Source organism: Micromonospora radicis (genome assembly GCF_003583405.1).
Lineage (GTDB): Bacteria > Actinomycetota > Actinomycetes > Mycobacteriales > Micromonosporaceae > Micromonospora > Micromonospora radicis.
In genome coordinates, this window is sequence record NZ_QXEC01000006.1 from 26,959 (window position 1) to 42,229 (window position 15,271).

At 70.1% G+C, this 15,271-nt stretch carries 13 protein-coding genes and 1 pseudogene; 12 read left to right on the top strand and 2 right to left on the bottom strand.

Translation table 11 applies throughout. The features are described 5' to 3' along the window. The first annotated feature begins 186 nt into the window (after nucleotides 1–186). The 7 genes and pseudogenes from D2L64_RS08425 to D2L64_RS08455 all read left to right on the top strand — a co-directional run. Complete coding sequence (locus D2L64_RS08425; RefSeq protein WP_233558856.1) at nucleotides 187–879, top strand: hypothetical protein; 693 nt, start codon at nucleotides 187–189, stop codon at nucleotides 877–879. Beyond that, nucleotides 876–2,078 (top strand): histidine decarboxylase, encoded by a 1,203-nt coding sequence (locus tag D2L64_RS08430; protein WP_119574164.1) that lies wholly within the window; start codon nucleotides 876–878, stop codon nucleotides 2,076–2,078. Before D2L64_RS08425 ends, D2L64_RS08430 begins: the two co-directional genes overlap by 4 nt. A 111-nt stretch (nucleotides 2,079–2,189) precedes the next feature. Continuing rightward, nucleotides 2,190–2,801: a deoxynucleoside kinase gene (locus tag D2L64_RS08435; protein ID WP_233558857.1), complete on the top strand. Its 612-nt coding sequence runs from the start codon at nucleotides 2,190–2,192 to the stop codon at nucleotides 2,799–2,801. Continuing rightward, entirely contained in the window at nucleotides 2,798–3,886 is a 1,089-nt protein-coding gene (locus D2L64_RS08440; RefSeq protein WP_233558858.1) for a zinc-dependent alcohol dehydrogenase, read from the top strand. The genes D2L64_RS08435 and D2L64_RS08440 overlap by 4 nt, the downstream gene beginning before the upstream one ends. After that, the gene (locus D2L64_RS08445) at nucleotides 3,876–4,997 is read left to right on the top strand and encodes a DegT/DnrJ/EryC1/StrS family aminotransferase (protein ID WP_119574165.1); all 1,122 of its coding nucleotides are present in this window, start codon (nucleotides 3,876–3,878) and stop codon (nucleotides 4,995–4,997) included. The genes D2L64_RS08440 and D2L64_RS08445 overlap by 11 nt, the downstream gene beginning before the upstream one ends. Continuing rightward, entirely contained in the window at nucleotides 4,994–5,449 is a 456-nt protein-coding gene (locus D2L64_RS08450) for an NUDIX hydrolase (protein WP_119574166.1), read from the top strand. Before D2L64_RS08445 ends, D2L64_RS08450 begins: the two co-directional genes overlap by 4 nt. A gap of 53 nt (nucleotides 5,450–5,502) precedes the next feature. Next, nucleotides 5,503–5,720, top strand: a pseudogene (locus D2L64_RS08455) (hypothetical protein); the annotation flags it as partial. Between the two features lie 93 nt (nucleotides 5,721–5,813). On the opposite strand, the gene D2L64_RS08460 reads toward D2L64_RS08455, so the two are convergent. Both D2L64_RS08460 and D2L64_RS08465 read right to left on the bottom strand, forming a co-directional pair. Beyond that, on the bottom strand, nucleotides 5,814–9,935 hold the full coding sequence (locus D2L64_RS08460; RefSeq protein WP_158603483.1) for a glycoside hydrolase family 9 protein: 4,122 nt from the start codon (nucleotides 9,933–9,935) through the stop codon (nucleotides 5,814–5,816). 285 nt (nucleotides 9,936–10,220) lie between these two features. Next, nucleotides 10,221–10,790: a DNA mismatch repair protein MutL gene (locus D2L64_RS08465; protein ID WP_119574411.1), complete on the bottom strand. Its 570-nt coding sequence runs from the start codon at nucleotides 10,788–10,790 to the stop codon at nucleotides 10,221–10,223. Nucleotides 10,791–10,844: 54 nt separating this feature from the next. Here D2L64_RS08465 and D2L64_RS08470 point away from each other — a divergent pair, with 54 nt between their 5' ends. The 5 genes from D2L64_RS08470 (at nucleotide 10,845) to D2L64_RS08490 (ending at nucleotide 15,155) form a co-directional block, all read left to right on the top strand. Then, nucleotides 10,845–11,531, top strand: coding sequence for a response regulator transcription factor (locus tag D2L64_RS08470; protein WP_119574413.1), 687 nt, complete (start codon nucleotides 10,845–10,847; stop codon nucleotides 11,529–11,531). Then, entirely contained in the window at nucleotides 11,528–12,841 is a 1,314-nt protein-coding gene (locus tag D2L64_RS08475) for a sensor histidine kinase (RefSeq protein ID WP_119574168.1), read from the top strand. The genes D2L64_RS08470 and D2L64_RS08475 overlap by 4 nt, the downstream gene beginning before the upstream one ends. An 86-nt stretch (nucleotides 12,842–12,927) precedes the next feature. Further along, nucleotides 12,928–13,716: a lytic polysaccharide monooxygenase gene (locus D2L64_RS08480; protein WP_119574169.1), complete on the top strand. Its 789-nt coding sequence runs from the start codon at nucleotides 12,928–12,930 to the stop codon at nucleotides 13,714–13,716. Further along, nucleotides 13,713–14,303: a DUF305 domain-containing protein gene (locus D2L64_RS08485; RefSeq protein WP_233558859.1), complete on the top strand. Its 591-nt coding sequence runs from the start codon at nucleotides 13,713–13,715 to the stop codon at nucleotides 14,301–14,303. The genes D2L64_RS08480 and D2L64_RS08485 overlap by 4 nt, the downstream gene beginning before the upstream one ends. A gap of 108 nt (nucleotides 14,304–14,411) precedes the next feature. Further along, the gene (locus D2L64_RS08490) at nucleotides 14,412–15,155 is read left to right on the top strand and encodes an SDR family NAD(P)-dependent oxidoreductase (protein ID WP_119574170.1); all 744 of its coding nucleotides are present in this window, start codon (nucleotides 14,412–14,414) and stop codon (nucleotides 15,153–15,155) included. Nucleotides 15,156–15,271 lie beyond the last annotated feature (116 nt).

Here is a 15,271-nt window from a genome sequence, read left to right on the forward strand (position 1 = left end):
CGGCCTCCCGGCGGGTATGAGCCGCAGCCCGGCTACGGTCCCCGCCCCTCCGGCTACCAACGCCCACCGGACCCGTCGCACCCTTCGCCGCCCGCACCCCCGCCCTCGCCTGCACCGGTCGACGAACCGGACGACGAGGCGGTTCGCCGAGCCAACGCGCGGTGGGCGAATCTGCGCAAGCAGGTGGTGTTCCGGTCCAAGCGGCTCAACTCCGGGCACCTGATCGAGGCCGACCAGCGCTACGGCACACGACACGCCCTCGGCCCGCACGCCGTCATGCTGTTCTTCACCTCCCCGGCCGCGACGGAGCCGCAGGGGTACCGGCTGCACACCGCGTGGCGGCTGTTCCTGTCCGCACCCGAGTCCGACGACCTGCCCCGGATGCTCGCCGACCTGACCAGGATCGCCGCGACCAACATCGCCCACGCGACCGCCACCGGCCGTCGGTGGCATCCACTCGGGCCGGAACGGTCGATGGTCAACGGCGGTGACATGGCCATCGGCCCCGACGCCGTCTACGTCGGTGTCGGGGTGAGCACCCTCGATTCCGACGACGGCCGTTGGTATCAGCTCGCCCGCACCCTGCGGGAGCCGTCCGCCACCGGCCACCGCCGGTCAGCCTTCGACCTCAAGGGCCGCTGCTACCTGCTGCTGACCGACGGCACTGCCATCGACATCGACCGTAACCCGCACGCACCGTTGCACTACGACGGCATCCGCAGCAGCAAACCCCTCGACCCGGACCGACCCGCCCACTGGCACAACCCGCACGCCGACCTGACTGAGCAGGGCGACCACACCACCCGCGAGGTGTGGCGGCACCTCACCGCCCTGCACCACACCCTCACCGGCCACCTCGACCGAGGGCCGGCAACATGACCCACACCCACACCTTCGACCTGGCCGTCGCCGCGGACCTCAGCCGGACACCGATCGACGTCACCGCCGTCCTCGACCACCTCATCCACACCGCCGACGCCGCCGTGGCGACGAGTATCGGCTACCCGGGTGCCGTCGACCTCGACCACACCGCCGTCATGACCCGCCTCGGTCACCGGCTGTGGAACAACATCGGCGACCCCTGCGACACCGGCGGAGTGGCCCACACGCGGGTCCTGGAACAGGCCGTCATCGCCTGGGTCGCCGAGCTGCTGGGCATGCCGGTCGAGGACCGGTGGGGTTATGTCACCACCGGCGGCACCGAGGGCAATCTGTCCGCCCTGCACGCCGCCTACCGCCGCTGGCCGACCGCCCGCATCTACTACTCCACCGCCGCCCACTACTCCATCGGCAAGATCGTGGACATGCTCGGCGCCTACAAGGTGGTCGTGGAGGCCCGCCCGGACGGGGAGATGTGCTACGACGATCTGGCCGCGCAGCTGCGGAAACGGCGACGGTGGCCGGCGATCGTGGTCGCCACGGCTGGCACCACCATGACCGAAGCCGTAGACGACACCACCCGCATCCGCACGATCCTCACCGACTACGGCATGAGCGGGCATCTGCACGTCGACGCCGCTCTGTCCGGCATTCCGCTCGCCCTCGACGGACAGCTACGCCTCGATGATGCCGGCGGCATCGGCTCCATCGCGATCAGCGGCCATAAGTTCCTCGGTGTGCCCACCCCCTGCGGAGTGGTGCTCATCCGCGACAGCATCCGCACACCAGCCCGGCCGCAGGTGGTGGCCTACACCGCCGCTACCGACACCACCATCACCGGCTCCCGCTGCGGGCTGGCCGCCGCCCTGCTCTGGCACGCCATCGCCCTGCACGGCCGCGAAGGGCACCGGTGGCGGACCGCCGAAGCCCGCAGCACCGCCGCGTACGCCGTCGAACAGATCCGCGCGACCGGCTGGAACGCCTGGCGGTGGCCGCACGCCTTCACCGTCGTCCTACCCACCCCACCCGAGCCGGTACGCGCCAAGTGGCTACTCGCCACCGACGGCACGGTCAGCCACCTCATCTGCATGCCCGGCATCACGCGCGGTCAGATCGACGCGCTCGCCGCCGACCTCGCCACCGCCATCGCGACACCCATCCCAGGCCCCCGCACCCCCAACGTCACCACCATGCCCTGACCACCGGACCGACGCTCACGGAGGTGGGGCGACATTCCATGGCGACCGGCTACGTCCACCACCCCCGTTGTCAGCCCCGGCCTGAACCGGCAGCACCGCTGACATCCCGCGTTGAAGGGGATTCCGTTGTTTATCGCGATCACTGGCCCTACTGGAGTCGGAAAGACCACGCTCGCCGGTCGCCTGGCCGCCCGGCTGGACGCGACGCTGATGCTCGATCCGTTCGCCGACAACCCCTACCTGCCGCAGTTGTACGCCGATGCTGAGCGCGCCCCGGATGATCTTGCCTTGAAGGTGGAACTCACCTTCATCGCCCTTCGGGTCGCGCAGTTGCGTCGGATCGGAATGATCACCCGGGCTGGTGGTCGGGTTGTCGCCGATTGGGCGATGGTGCAGCAACGCATCTTCGCCGCCGAAACGCTGGCCGCCGCCGACGCGGGCCGGGTCGCGCAGACCTGCGGCATCTGGTCCACCGACAGTCCGAGTCCCGATGTGGTGATCGGGTTGACCGCGCCCTCATCGACGCTGTTGCACCGCGTCAAGCAGCGGGGCCGGGACATGGAGACCAGCGTGTCCGAAGCCGATCTCGCCGCCCTCAACGAGGCGTTCCAGCGCGCCTTCACCCCTCACGTCATCCACCGCGACGGCAGCACGTTCGACGCCCTCAACGACGCGGACCTCGACGAGCTGATCGCGCAACTCACCGGATCGGAGAAGTCGTGACCCAACCCGCTCTCGCCCACCAGGGCATCGCCGTGTGCCCGCCCACCACACGCCTGATGATCACCGGACCCGGCACGGTCGAGTTGATCTCGGAGAACCTGCCGCCGCTCGGTCCGACCGACGTGTACGCCCAAGCCGTCGTGTCCGGCATCAGCCACGGCACCGAAATGGCCTGGGTGCGAGGCTCGGCCGCCGCCCTGCACCGCTCCTGGCTGCCCGAGCAACGCCTGTTCACCAGCGGACCGGGACGGGACTACCCAGTAGCACCCGGCTACGAGACCATCGCCCGCATCACAGCGGTTGGCAGCGCCGCCTGTGACCGGATCGCCGTGGGGGACCTGGTAGCGCTGGACCGCCCGCACGCCACGGGCCATGTCGTCAGCGTCGACACCGCCGAGGCGGGTCGCCTACCTGCCGGCATTGATCCGGAACGGGCCGTGTTCTTCATCCTCGCCCGTGTCGCTCTGGGCGGCGTCCACGACGCCAACATCCACATCGGTGACACCGTCGTCATCGTCGGCCTTGGTACGGTCGGCCTGATCGCCGGGCAACTCGCGCATCTGGCCGGCGCACGCCGCGTCATCGGCATAGACCGCTACCCCATACGCCTGGAAGCCGCCGAGTCACTCGGCATGACCGCCATGCACACCGACACCGGAGCCGACGTCGCCCAACTGGTCCGCAAGCTGACCGGCTCCGCCGGAGCCGACGTGGCCATCGAGGCATCCGGCTCCTACGCCGGGCTACACGAGGCCATCCGCTGCGTCCGCGTCGGTGCGACGGTCTCCACCATCGCCTCGTACCACGGCGACCAAGGTGGCCTGCGGCTCGGCGAGGAGTACCACCGCAACCGCATCACCCTCGTCTCCTCCATGACCGTGAACGGCTGCCCCCAACGCACCCACCCCGCCTGGGACCTTCCACGGCTCAGCGCCACCGCCCGTCACCTCGTCACCGACGGACACGTCCGCGTCGACGGGCTCATCACCCACCGCATCCCATTCGCCAACGCGCACACCGCGTACGGCCTCATCGACACCCGACCCGAGGAGACGATCAAGGTGGTACTCACCTATGACCACTGACACCGCCTACGACCTGGACCACCCGGTCGATGACCGGTACTCGCCACCACCCTGCGGGGAACTCGAAGAGATCCGCGCCGTCCTCGACGACGGCCGCCTCTCCGGCGGCGCCCAAGTCCTGCCCCTCTACGAGCGCGCCCTCGCCGCTCGCTTCGGGGCCGCCCGCGCCATCGCCGTCAACTCCGGCACCTCAGCCCTACACGCCGCGCTCGTCGCCTTCGACGTCCGCCCCGGCACCGAGGTCCTCGTCCCCGCGACCGCCCCACTGCCCACCGCCATGCCGATCCTCACCTGCGGCGCCACCCCCGTCCTGGTGGACACACTCCCGAACTCCCTCGCCCTAGACCCCACCGACCTCCAACGCAAACTCACACCCCGCACCCGCGCCGTAATCACACTGCCCCTATGGGGCTACCCCAACGACGAACGAGCCGTCACCGGCCTGCTCGCCGACGCGGGCGTGCCCGTCATCGAAGACGCCGCGCAGGCCCACGGCACCCGCATCGCCAACCAGCACGCCGGCACCCTCGGCCAGGTCGGCTGCTTCTCCACCCACGACCGCAAACTCCTGTCCACCGGCGAAGGCGGTTTCGTCCTGACCAACGACCACGACCTCGCCGACCGCATCGACCACCACACCCACCTCGGCCACCTACGCGGCGGCCACGGCGTCAACTACAAACTCGCCGGACCACTGGCCGCCATCGGCCTGCGTCGGCTGGCCCGCCTCGACGCGCAACTGGCCCAGCGCCGCCGCAATGCCGAACGCATCCTCACCGCGCTACCCGCCGGAGGACTCCTGCGCGAGCTGCCCTACGGCGTGCAGGACAAACCCAACTACTACAACCTGGTCCTCGTCGCGACCGCCCGCCAGGTCGAGATCGCGGACGCCTTCCACCGCGCAGGGCTACCCCCGGACTCGATCCGGTGGCGCTACCAGCCCCTCTACCACCAATCCCTGTTCCAGCCCTACGCCACGGCCTGCCCCAACGCCGAACACCTCGCCACGGCCACCATCCAGTTGCCCGTTCACCCCCAACTACCAGAGGCGACGGTAGCGTGGATCGCCGACCAAACCGCCCGAATCGCCCAGGGAGAAACCGCAGCATGATCCGGCACTTCACCAGCTCAGCGATCGTCTTCAACAGCAGCGGACAAGTCCTCCTCGTGCACCACAACAAGATCGGACTGTGGCTGTACCCGGGCGGACACGTCGACCCCAACGAAGACCCCGCCGAAGCCGCCCTCCGCGAAGTCGTAGAAGAAACCGGCGTCGAGGCAGAGATCCTCGCACCCGAATCGTTCACCCACCCGGCAGTACGCAGCATCCCCCCACCCTTCGCGATCATCGAAATGGACATCGAAGACCGCAAGGTCGGCCCCCACCGCCACATCGACTTCGTCTACATCTGCCACGCCCACAACGACACCCTCAACGCCCAACTCGAAGAGGTTGCCGACGTGTCGTGGTTCGACGTAGCAGACGTCGCCGAACTCGTCGTCCCGAAGGAACTGCCCGCCCTCATCGCCGAGGCCGCCCGCAGGATGCCGCGACTCGTATAGCAGAGGCTCCAACCCGCCACAATGAGGCATTTTCATCGTGATGGTGCTGGTGGCCCCGACTGTCCCGCCGACAGAAGACCGTCAACCGCCACCACGCCAAGATCCGGCTGTCGGCGAACGCACCGTCGCCACCCTCAAGGGCTGGAAGATCCTGACCAACCTCCGCTGCTGCCCCCGGCGCGCCACCCCGATCGTCCAGGCCCCCCGGCCCGTCGAGATGCGCCGCGCGGCACGGTCCGGATCAGCTCAACCCGAACGGGTGAACGGGTGAGATCGGCGGACAAGGCCGGCGGCTCGGCACCAGCTGACCCGCGGATTGCGCGCGGGCCGGCCCGCCGGAGGTTCCCGGCGGGCCGGCTGTTGGTCACCGGCGAGGTGCCACGTCGGCGGCGAAGGCGCTAACCCAGGCCAGCGCGGAGTTCCAGTTGATGGTGATCTCGTTCACCGACCAGGCTTCCAGGTTGTCGACGTAACACAGCTGCGGAGCGCAGCCGTGCAGCCAGGACGCCGCGAGGGGATCCTGGAGGCTGGAGTTCGGTCCGCCCGACACCGAACCGACGGGTGGGTTGGGCAGGGTCGCGTCGAACGACTTGGCGTACCAGCGGCTGTGCTGGTTCTTCGCGTCCTTCGTCCCGTAGCCGGTGACGTACGACTGCCCCAGGGCATTGCGGCCGAGCAGGTAGTCGAACGCCTCGAAGACCGCGTCCGCGTACATCGTGTTGCCGGTGAGGTCGTACGCGGTGGCCAGCACCACCTGGTTGTTCAGGATCGACGCGTTCGATCCCCAGTCGTACATCCCACTGGTCGGGGTGTACGACTGGCCGAACCGTTCGGCCCGCTGGAACGAGACCAGCCGGCTGGCCGCCTCCGTCACCCAGCCGCGGATCTGCGCCTGCTCGGACAGTCCACTGCCGAACCGGGCCAGGTCCAGCTGCGCGAGGGCGGCGACCGAACCCCAGTAGAAGCCGTTCTGGTCGAACGCCACCCCGGCCCGGTGGTACCGGTTGGCGCGCAGCGCGTTGAGGTACGAGGTGCCGCCGGTGGTCAGGTACAGCTGGGTCGCCGCCCAGTAGAACTCGTCGGTGACGTCGTCGTCGGCGTACGGGCCACCGCCGGAACGGTCCGCCCTGGGCGCGTACAACGCGGGGTTGGCCAGCGCCGCGGCGTAGGCCCGCTCGGCCGCCGCGCGGAGCCGGGCGGCGAACGCGGCGTCGTACGGGGCGTAGAGCCGTGCCCCCTGCGCGGCCACCGCCGCCAGGTTCAACGTCGCCGCCGTCGACGGCCGGTGCAGTTCCCGCTGTTTGCGGTCCTGGTGCGGCAGCATCGGCGGCCCGGTCCACGACTCGTCGTGCACCTTGTGGTGCACCATCCCGGCCAGCGGTTTACCGGCCGGCACCTGCATCTTGAGCATGAACTCCAGGTTCCAGCGGGCCTCGTCGAGGATGTCGGGCACACCGTTGCCGCGTTCCGGGACCGCCAGGGTCGCGTCGCCGAGTGGCCCGGGTCGGCCCACCGCCACGGCCCGTTCCCAGGCCGAGAGCAGCTGGTAGGTGGCGATGCCGCCGTTGACCACGTACTTGCCGTGGTCACCCGCGTCGTACCAGCCGCCGGTGACGTCGAGGGTGTAGTCACAGGTCCAGTTGTCCATGAACGGCTGCGGAGTCTGGCAGGGCACCCGCGTGTCGCCGCCGTTCGGGGAGGACGCGACGTGCCCGGCCGGGCGGGCGTACTCCGCCCCGGCGATGCCGCCGTCGATCGCGATGCCACTGCGGTTCGGGTAGAAGAACCGCATCGAGTCGGTACGCAGTGAGGCGTACAGGTCCGTGCGGATGTCGAACGGGTAGCTGGCCTGTCCGCCGACCACCAGCTCGAACCGGCCGGTCGCCGTCACCGAGCTGAAGTCGATGAGATGGACGTTGGCGCCGGCCGAGCCGTCGTACCCGGCCGGGCGGCTCTGCCCGGTGGCGACCGTGCCGCCGCCGACCCGCCGCAGCGTCCAGGACTGCGGGCTCGTGGCGGCACTCACAAGCGTCGCCCGCTTCGGGCCTCGGGGCAGGTAGCCGTGCTGGTTCACCTTCACCGCCGGCCCCCGGTCGGCCCGGTAGACGTAGCTGTCGCCGTTGAGCGTCACGTCGTCCATGCAGAACTCGTACGACTTGTCCGCACCGCCGAGGCGGAACTGCACCTGAGAGAGCATGTAGTCGGCGCTGAAGCCGGTGTCGAAGGTGTACTCGTACTGGCGCCACGCCCCACCGGTCACCGTCGGGTACTTGACCAGGTACGTCGTGTTGTTGGGGTTGTAGAAGGGCGCCACCTGCACGGTGAGGTTCACCGTCTGGCTCGTGCGCACCCGGAACCGGAACGTGTACGACTTCCCGCGCGGCAGGTAGATGCTGTTGTGCCCGACGATGACGTCCCACGGTTTCGCAGACGCCGGTGCGGTGACGCAGAAGACCCCACCGTCCACCTTCGGGGTCATTCCCGCGTTCACCCACCACGGCTTGAAGTCGCCGGTGAAGTTGCTGTTCTGGATCAACCGACCGGTCACCTGCGGTCGTGGCTCTCCGCCGCCGTACGCCGGCAGGGTGCCCGCCGGCAGCTGCGTCGGGAAGCCCGGTGTACCGGGTTGGCCCGGGCCCTGCGGGCCGGCGCCGTACCGGGGCAACCGCCACGCGTCGATGCCGGCCGTCTGGTCGTACAGCATCAGGTCGGCGACCCGGTCACCGTCCAGGTCGCTGAAGATGGCGCCGGTCCGGCCCGCCAGCGGGCTGCCGGCCTGGATCACGCCCAGCGAGCGCCAGCCGGCGGTCCGGGTCCACGGCCCGCCGACGTTCTCCCACGCCTGGACATCGCCGGTGGCGTCGTCGGCGAGCAGCACGTCCGCGCGGCCGTCCCCGGTGATGTCCGCGAAGTGGACCTTCTTCCCGGGCTGACCCTGACCCGGGTGCCCGAAGCCGTCGAACCGGCGCCAGTCGCCCGGCCCCGGGAAGCCGCGCGCCGTGTTCTCCCAGGCGGTGACGGTGTTGTCGGCCGTGATCGTCAAGTAGTCGTCGTCGCCGTCACCGTCGATGTCGACGAAGAGCCGTCGGTCGCTGTCGACGTAGCCGAGATTGTTGGCGATCCTGCTGCCCTGTGCCCACCGGATCTCCTGGATCGAGGAGTCGTTGCGCCACGCCTGAATGCTCGGTGCCCCGGTCGACGACTGGGCCGCGTCGAGGACCGCGATGTAGTCAGCGCGGTCGTCGCCGTCCAGGTCTCCGAAGTGGATCTGCGTGGCCCGTAACCGCTCCAACGTTTCCGCGATCGGCCCGGTGTCGCTTCGCGGCGACCAGATCCGCTTGCCGTCGTCGTCACAGCCGACGTTCTGCGATACCTCGGCGCGACCGGCCGCCGCGACCAGCAGCCGATCGGCGAGCCCGTCCCCGTCGATGTCCGCGAACCGCACCTCGGTGGCGGTGGTCCCGCTCGTGCCGCCAGCGAGTAGGCGCAGGAGTCGGAGGATGTTGTCCTGCAGCCGACCGATCTCGGTCCACTTCTCCCTCTCCACGTTCGCGCCTGTCGGCGCAGGGCAGGCGCCGGTCGCGGTGGCGCCAATCCGGCGGCGGGCCTCCATCTCGAAGGCGTTGCGCATGATCTGCGCGGTCCGAGGGGTGAAGAGGTCGGCGACGTACCGGATCGGGCTGGTGAGCACGCTCCAGAGCTTCAGGGCGAGGTCCCGCAGGTAGCGCTGTATGCCGGCGAACGAGTTGCCGGCGAGCTCCGCGACCCGTTCGACGGCGACGCTGAGAACTGCGCCGCTGAGTGCGGAGCCGAGCGCGGTCCCCAACGCATTCGACCAGACCTCACCGTTGATGGGCTTGTTGTCGAAGCGGGCGGCCAGGAGTTCTCGGCTGCCTCCCGCGATAAATCCACCGATGGCACCGCACACCGGAGCGGCAAGGGCCGCGCCGGGCGCGAAGGTGGCCAGGCAGACTCCTTCGACGAGAGCCCAGGTGCCGATGAAGATGATGGCGAGAGCGATCTTCTTCAGCATCGCAATCCAGTTCCACGCGGCCTCGATCTCGGCCTGCGGCACCACGATGACGATGTGGTTGTCCACCCGGTGGATGGCGCCGTCGAAATCGACGTTCTCGGTCTGCTCGGCGAAGAAGTCGATCCCGTACGCGTTCGCCTGACGCTCGAAGAAGTCGCCGAGGGTGCGCCCCGAGTCGCGCATCCGCTGGGCGTCGTCGACCAGACGTTGCAGGGTTTCCTGTAGCTCTTCCTCTTCGCGGGAAGGAGTGAACTCCATGATCGCGACGATGTCGTCACCGCGGTCGGCGAGCGCGCCGAACCGGCCCGCGTCGCGCGCGCAACCGATGCGTAGTGCGGCATCACCGGGCGCGCTCGGGCCCTTCGAGAAGGAGGATTCGCTCAGCTGGCATCGTTCGACGCTCTGCGCGTCGACTGGTCGAGCGAAAGCGGTGACCAACAGCACGATGGCCATCGCGAGCGCTATCAGGGCTCTTCGGGCGGGTCTTCTACTGCTGCCAACCATTGCCATCACGTGCATGCGGGCACCCAACTTCTCGCCACCACAGAGGGTGGTCGGGGAACAGGATTCGGAGCCGGACGGGCAGGAACGCCGGTGGTGGCGCGCTGGTGGGCGATATCGTACGTAGCAACAAACCACTGTGGAAGATCATGGTTCGGGGTACACCGCATCGAGACCATCGCGCACGGACGACGGCGGCGTGATCCCGACGGACGGGCCGACGGGCGCCTCGACGAGCTACCCGCCGACCTCGCTGACCTGGACGAAGGGACGATCGTCCCACCAGATCGCGTGGATGATGAAGCTGTGGTGCGGCTCGTTGAAGTAGACGGCCATGTTGTCCGGCGAGTTCTGCACCCGCTGCACCGCGTACCCGTCCGCCGGGGTCGCGGTGACCAGTTCGACCACCCCCGCGGAGGTCATCCGGATGACCGCCTGGCCGCCCGCGACCCGGAACGAGCGGACGTAGCTGCGTACCCCGTCGGCGTCGGTCGTGACCGTCCAGCCGTCCTCGGTGGTGCTCGTCGGTGCGGTGCTCCGGCTCGGACTCGGCGTCGGTGAGCTGCTACCCCGCCGCCCCGGTTCCGCCGAGGGCGACGTCGTCGGGCGGGGGCTCGGGCGGGTCGTGGCCGGTGCCGGACCGACCGTCGCCGAGGGCAGCGGCGCCGGCAGGCTGGACGCCTGCGTCGATGGTAGGTGACTCAGCGGGTTGTCCTGCCCGACGGGCGTTCGCAGCACGGGCAGGATCGCCACCGACGCGAGCACGATGCTGGACGCGGTGGCGACGCACCACCCCGCGACCGGCATCAACCAGGAGAACCGCACCGGGACATCGTCTCATTCACGAATATGGTGTACGCCATGGCGATGATCCTGTTGGTCGAGGACGACCGCAACATCGCGGCTGCCCTCACCCGTGCACTGACCGACGCCGGTCACGTCGTACGCCCCGCAGGTCGCGCCGCCGAGGCGCTGATGATCGTGACCGAGGAGCGCCCGGACCTGGTCATCCTCGATCTCGGCCTGCCGGACATCGACGGCACCGACGCGCTCCGGATGATGCGTTCGGTCTCCGACGTGCCGGTCATCGTGGCCACCGCCCGTCGCGCCGAGACCGACATCATCAGCCTGCTCAGCGCCGGTGCCGACGACTACGTGACCAAGCCGTTCTCCGGTGGGCACATCCTGGCCCGGATCGACGCGGTGCTCCGGCGGGCCCGGACCACCACGGTCGAGGCGCCCAGGGTGATCACGGTGGCGGAGCTGACGATCCGTCCCCGGCAGCGCCTCGCAGAACTGCGCGGACAGCCGCTGCAGCTGACCCGGCGCGAGTTCGACGTGCTCGCGTACCTGGCCGAGCGGGTCGGTCAGGTGGTCAGCCGCCGTGAGTTGATGCACGAGGTCTGGAACCAGGCCCGGATCGGCGAAGAACAGACGATCGACGTGCACATCTCCTGGCTACGCCGCAAGCTGGGGGAGACCGCCGCGCAGCCGCGGTTCCTGCGCACCGTACGCGGCGTCGGCGTGATGATGGTCGACCCGCGATGAGGTGGGCGCTCAACCGGCTGGCCCTCGCCATCACCTCGATGGTGGCGCTCGCCTTCCTCGTGCCGCTGGCCGTGGCAACCGGGCAGATCGCCGAGGACCGGGCGCTGAGCGACGCCCGCCAGCAGGCCACCGCACTGGTCACCGTGCTGGGCGTGGACGCCGATCCGACGCTGCTCACCAACGCGGTGGCCAGCACCACCGCCGGCGGTGCGGGTCGGCTCGCCGTACACCTGCCGGACCTCGCCCCGGTCGGCACCACGCACGTCACCGACGGCCAGGTGCGGGTCGCCGCCCGGGATCGCCGGCCGACGCTGGCTCCGGCCGGCGACGGCGTCGCGTACCTGCAACCCACCGTGCTGGCCGACGGGCGCACTGTGATCGTCGAGGTGTACGTGCCGGAGACGGCGATGCGTGCCGGCGTCCGGACCGCCTGGCTGGTGCTCGGCGTACTGGCGATCGTGCTCGTCGCCGGCTCGACGCTGCTCGCCGACCGGCTCGGTGCCCGGCTGGTACGGGCCACCCGGGAACTGTCCGGTTCGGCACGTCGGCTCGGTGCCGGTGACCTGACCGCCCGGGTCGAACTGGACGGCCCACGCGAACTCCAGGACGCCGCGCACTCGTTCAACGCCATGGCTGCCGACCTGCGGCGCCTGATGGACCGGGAACGCGAACTCTCCGCCGACCTCTCGCACCGCCTGCGTACGCCGCTGACCGCGCTGCGACTCGACGCCGAGGCGATGCCACCGGGGCCGATCGGCGAACGCATGCGGCAGGCCTGCGACCTGCTCGACGAGGAACTCGAGGCGATCATCCGGGGCGTCCGGCGGGGCACCGACGGGCGGGGCGCGGAGAGCGCCGACCTGGTGGAGGTGCTGGCCGACCGGCTGGCGTTCTGGTCGGTGCTGGCCGAGGACCAGGAGCGCCCGTGGGAGGTGACCGGTGGCGACGTGCCGGTGGTCCTGCCGATGCCGCGCAGCGAGTTGATCCTGGTGGTGGACGCGATGCTCGGCAACGTCTTCTCGCACACCCCGGACGGCACCGCCTTCCGGGTCAGCGTCTCGCCGGACGGGTTGTTGGTGGACGACGCCGGACCGGGCATCGCCGACCCGGCCAGCGCGGTGCGGCGGGGCGTGAGCAACGCCGGTTCGACCGGTCTCGGCCTGGACATCGTGCGCCGGGCCGCGGAGACCGCCGGCGGCGAGCTGGTGGTCACCCGCAGTCCGCTCGGCGGCGCCCGGGTCGGCATCCTGCTGCGCCCCGTCGAACCCGCCCCGCAGCAGCGCCGGAGTGGCCGCCGCCCGGTTTCATGATCCTTTCGGGGTCCGTTAAGGCTCCCTTATGGAAACCGGCCATAGCGTCTCGCCGTCACTGCCGGTACGAGCCGTACGGAGTCCGCATGCGCAGGAGAATCAGCTATCCGCTGGTAGCTCTCGGAATGATCGCGTCGAGCCTGGCGGTGCCGTCTCCCGCCCAGGCCCACGGGTACGTCTCCAACCCGCCCAGCCGGCAGGCCCTGTGCGCCGCCGGTACCGTGCGGGACTGCGGCCCGATCCAGTTCGAGCCGCAGAGTGTCGAGGCCCCGAAGGGCTCCCAGCGCTGCGACGGCGGCGTCGCCCAGTGGTCGGTGCTCTCCGACGAGTCCCGCAACTGGCCGGCCCGCAACGTCGGCAACTCGGTCACCTTCACCTGGGTGATGACCGCTCGGCACCGGACCGCCGACTGGCAGTACTTCATCGACGGCACCAGGATCGCCACGTTCGACGGCGGCAACGCCCAGCCCGACGCGACCGTGTCGCACACGATCGACCTCGGTCGGTTCCCCGGACGCCAGCGGCTGCTCGCGGTCTGGAACATCGGAGACACGCCGATGGCCTTCTACAACTGCGTCGACCTGAACGTGGGCGGCGGCGGTGCCGTACCCACCACGCGCCCGACCACCGCGCCCCCGACCACCGCGCCGCCCGTCACCCCGACTACCGCCCCGCCCGCAGCCCCGACCACCGCGCCGCCGGTCGCCGGTCCGCCGCCGCCCGTCGCCGGTGACTCCTGGGCTGCCGGGGTCAGCTACCGGACCGGGGACGTGGTGACCTACCAGGGCAAGCGCTTCCAGTGCCGGCAGGGCCACACCTCGATCAACAGCTGGGAGCCGTCGATCTTCACCCTCGCGCTCTGGCTTCCGCTGTGAGGCGCCGGCTGGTGATCGTGGCCCTGCTCGCGCCCCTCCTACTCGGTGCGTGCGGCACGCCGGCCGCGCCGGAGAGCCCGTCGACCAGCGGTACGGCGGTCGCCGAGATCAAGGCCGCGCAGGACTACAACGACACCGACGTGATGTTCCTGCAGATGTTCGTCCATCATCAGCGGCAGGGCCTACAGATGACCGCCGCCGCCGTGGGCCGGGCGCAGGATCCGGAGCTGCGGACGCTGGCCGAGGCGGTGCGGGCCACCGAGCAGGACGAGCTGAAGATGATCGAGGGCTGGCTCCGCGGCTGGGGCAAGCCCACGGAGGTCGACACCGCGCCCAACCTGCACGCCGACCACGGTGGACTGCCCGGCACGGGTCCGGCCGAGATCGAGTCGTTGACGACGGTGGCGGATGCGGAGTTCGACACCGCGTTCCTGAGCCTCTTCCTGGCCCACCAGCACAACGCCATGGAGTTGGCCAACCTGGTCAAGGACGGCGGCCGGAACGCCGACACCATGGCCTTCGGTGAGCGGGTGAGAGCCTCCCGGCAGGGTGAGATCCAGCAGATGCTGCGACTGATGAGCAAGTAGCCGTCGCGCCGGGGCGGGGATCCGTGCCGCGACGCGGCACGGATCCTGGAGATCAACAGACGGCACCCCGAATGGCGATCGTCCTGAGTCGACTGTCAGGATTGCGACATGACGGTCCGACTTGCCGACAGGGTGGCCCTGGTCACGGGTGGAAGCCGTGGTATAGGAGCCGCCGTCGCACGCCGCCTGGCCGAGGACGGCATCCACGTCGCCTTCACCTACCGGGCTGCGGAGGAGAGCGCCAGGGCGGTGGTGGCCGACATCGAGGCGTACGGCCGCACCGGTCTCCGCATCCAGGGGGACAGCGCGGACCCGGCCGCGGTGGTCGGTGCGGTCGAACGGACCGTCGCCGAGTTGGGTCGGCTGGACGTCCTGGTCAACAACGCCGGGGTGTTCGCGGGCGGGCCGATCGAGTCGGTCAGCTTCGAGGATCTCGACCGGGCCGTCGCGGTCAACGTACGCGGCGTGTACCTGGCCACCCAGGCGGCGGTGCGGCACATGGGCTCGGGGGGTCGGATCGTCAACATCGGCAGCAGCTTCGCCAGCCGCGTCCCCGCCCCCGGGGTGAGCGCGTACGCGATGACCAAGAGCGCGGTCAACGGGCTGACCCGGGCGCTCGCCCGGGAACTCGGCCCGCGTGGGATCACCGTCAACCTGGTCCTGCCCGGCTCCACCGACACCGACATGAACCCGGCGGGCAGTGCCGGCGCCGACGCCCAGCGGTCGCACATCGCCCTCGGCCGGTACGCCGACCCGGCCGACGTGGCAGCCACGGTGAGCCACCTGGTCGGTGCCGGCGGCCGGCACATCAGCGGCGCGTCGATCGCCGTCGACGGCGGCGCCACCGCCTGACCGGCGGCGCAATGGTGGTATCCACGGGTCCGGCGAGGGTCGATGGTCAGCGGGAAGTGGAGATCCTCCGACAGGTCGAAGTAGGGCCAGTCGAGGGGGACGTTACCGGCTGATTA